Genomic DNA, 2500 nt, shown 5'->3' with positions numbered 1-2500 from the left:
GGTTGGGTAACACCAACTGGAGGACCGAACCCGCATCTGTTGCAATAGATTGGGATGACTTGTGGCTAGGGGTGAAAGGCCAATCAAACTCGGAAATAGCTGGTTCTCCGCGAAATCTATTTAGGTAGAGCGTCGACCGAATACCCTCGGGGGTAGAGCACTGGATGGGCTATGGGGACTCACCGTCTTACTGATCCTAACCAAACTCCGAATACCGAGGAGTACTAGTCGGCAGACACACGGCGGGTGCTAACGTCCGTCGTGAAGAGGGCAACAACCCTGACCTCCAGCTAAGGTCCCCAAGTCATGGCTAAGTGGGAAAGGATGTGAGGATCCCAAAACAACCAGGATGTTGGCTTAGAAGCAGCCATCATTTAAAGAAAGCGTAACAGCTCACTGGTCTAAATAAGGGTCTTTGCGCCGAAAATGTAACGGGGCTAAAGCCATGCACCGAAGCTGAGGATACGTAGCAATACGTGTGGTAGCGGAGCGTTCCGTAAGCCTGCGAAGGGGTACCTGTGAGGGGCCCTGGAGGTATCGGAAGTGCGAATGTTGACATGAGTAACGACAAAGAGGGTGAGAGACCCTCTCGCCGAAAGACCAAGGGTTCCTGCTTAAAGTTAATCTGAGCAGGGTTAGCCGGCCCCTAAGACGAGGCGGACACGCGTAGTCGATGGGAACCACGTTAATATTCGTGGGCCTTGTGGTGGTGACGGATCGCACAAATCGTACATTCTTATTGGATTGAGTGTGCGGTGGAGCGGTTCCAGGAAATAGCCCCACTTTATAGACCGTACCCGAAACCGACACAGGTGGTCAGGTAGAGTATACCAAGGCGCTTGAGAGAACTATGTTGAAGGAACTCGGCAAATTGCACGCGTAACTTCGGAAGAAGCGTGACCCCATGATGGGCAACCATTGTGGGGTGGCACAGACCAGGGGGTAGCGACTGTTTATCAAAAACACAGGGCTCTGCGAAGTCGCAAGACGACGTATAGGGTCTGACGCCTGCCCGGTGCTGGAAGGTTAAGAGGAGGGGTGCAAGCTCTGAATCGAAGCCCCAGTAAACGGCGGCCGTAACTATAACGGTCCTAAGGTAGCGAAATTCCTTGTCGGGTAAGTTCCGACCTGCACGAATGGCGTAACGACTTCCCCGCTGTCTCCAACATAGACTCAGTGAAATTGAATTCCCCGTGAAGATGCGGGGTTCCTGCGGTCAGACGGAAAGACCCCGTGCACCTTTACTATAGCTTTACACTGGCATTCGTGTCGGCATGTGTAGGATAGGTGGTAGGCTTTGAAGCGGGGACGCCAGTTCTCGTGGAGCCATCCTTGAAATACCACCCTTATCGTCATGGATGTCTAACCGCGGCCCGTCATCCGGGTCCGGGACAGTGTATGGTGGGTAGTTTGACTGGGGCGGTCGCCTCCGAAAGAGTAACGGAGGCGCGCGATGGTGGGCTCAGACCGGTCGGAAATCGGTCGTCGAGTGCAATGGCATAAGCCCGCCTGACTGCGAGACTGACAAGTCGAGCAGAGACGAAAGTCGGTCATAGTGATCCGGTGGTCCCGCGTGGAAGGGCCATCGCTCAACGGATAAAAGGTACGCCGGGGATAACAGGCTGATGACCCCCAAGAGTCCATATCGACGGGGTTGTTTGGCACCTCGATGTCGGCTCATCGCATCCTGGGGCTGGAGCAGGTCCCAAGGGTTTGGCTGTTCGCCAATTAAAGCGGTACGTGAGCTGGGTTCAGAACGTCGTGAGACAGTTCGGTCCCTATCTGCCGTGGGTGTAGGAATATTGACAGGATCTGTCCCTAGTACGAGAGGACCGGGATGGACATATCTCTGGTGGACCTGTTGTCCTGCCAAGGGCATAGCAGGGTAGCTATATATGGAAGGGATAACCGCTGAAGGCATCTAAGCGGGAAACCCACCTGAAAACGAGTATTCCCTATCAGAGCCGTGGAAGACGACCACGTTGATAGGACGGGTGTGGAAGCGCAGCAATGTGTGAAGCTTACCGTTACTAATAGCTCGATTGGCTTGATCGTTCTCATTGACCATGCTCATCGAAGATGATGAGCCAGTAGGAGTTGGGCAGTAGGCAGTAGCCTCGACCGCTCCAGGACGTGTTCAGAAAAAGACTATTGCCTGCTGCCTATTGGCTAAGGCTTCAGTCACCAGCTTCTCAAATATGATTGCCCTTAGCCGACCTGGTGGTTATGGCGGGGTGGCTGCACCCGTTCCCATTCCGAACACGGCCGTGAAACGCCCCAGCGCCAATGGTACTTCGTCTCAAGACGCGGGAGAGTAGGTCGCTGCCAGGTCTGCTAAAGGCAATCAAAATCTTCTCATCACAAAAAGGGCCTCGTGCCCAAAACGAGGCCGCGTAAGCGGCCTTTTTGCTTCAAAGAGTAACGCGGGGTGGAGCAGCCCGGTAGCTCGTCAGGCTCATAACCTGAAGGCCGCAGGTTCAAATCCTGCCCCCGCAACCAA

The 2500-nt window shown here is 54.4% G+C and carries 1 tRNA gene and 2 rRNA genes (1 of these 3 cut by a window edge); all 3 read left to right on the top strand.

The features are described 5' to 3' along the window. Positions 1-2055: ribosomal RNA gene (locus EUU22_RS24345) — 23S ribosomal RNA — on the top strand (it extends 743 nt beyond the left edge of the window). Positions 2056-2216: 161 nt separating this feature from the next. Next, a 5S ribosomal RNA gene (gene rrf / locus EUU22_RS24340) occupies positions 2217-2331 on the top strand. A 91-nt stretch (positions 2332-2422) separates the two neighbouring features. Then, a tRNA-Met gene (locus tag EUU22_RS24335) sits at positions 2423-2499 on the top strand. The last annotated feature ends 1 nt before the right edge of the window (position 2500 follow it).

Source organism: Ciceribacter ferrooxidans (genome assembly GCF_004137355.1).
Lineage (GTDB): Bacteria > Pseudomonadota > Alphaproteobacteria > Rhizobiales > Rhizobiaceae > Allorhizobium > Allorhizobium ferrooxidans.
The sequence above is the reverse complement of the archived record's forward strand: the minus strand, read 5'-3'. Positions and strand labels throughout refer to the sequence as shown.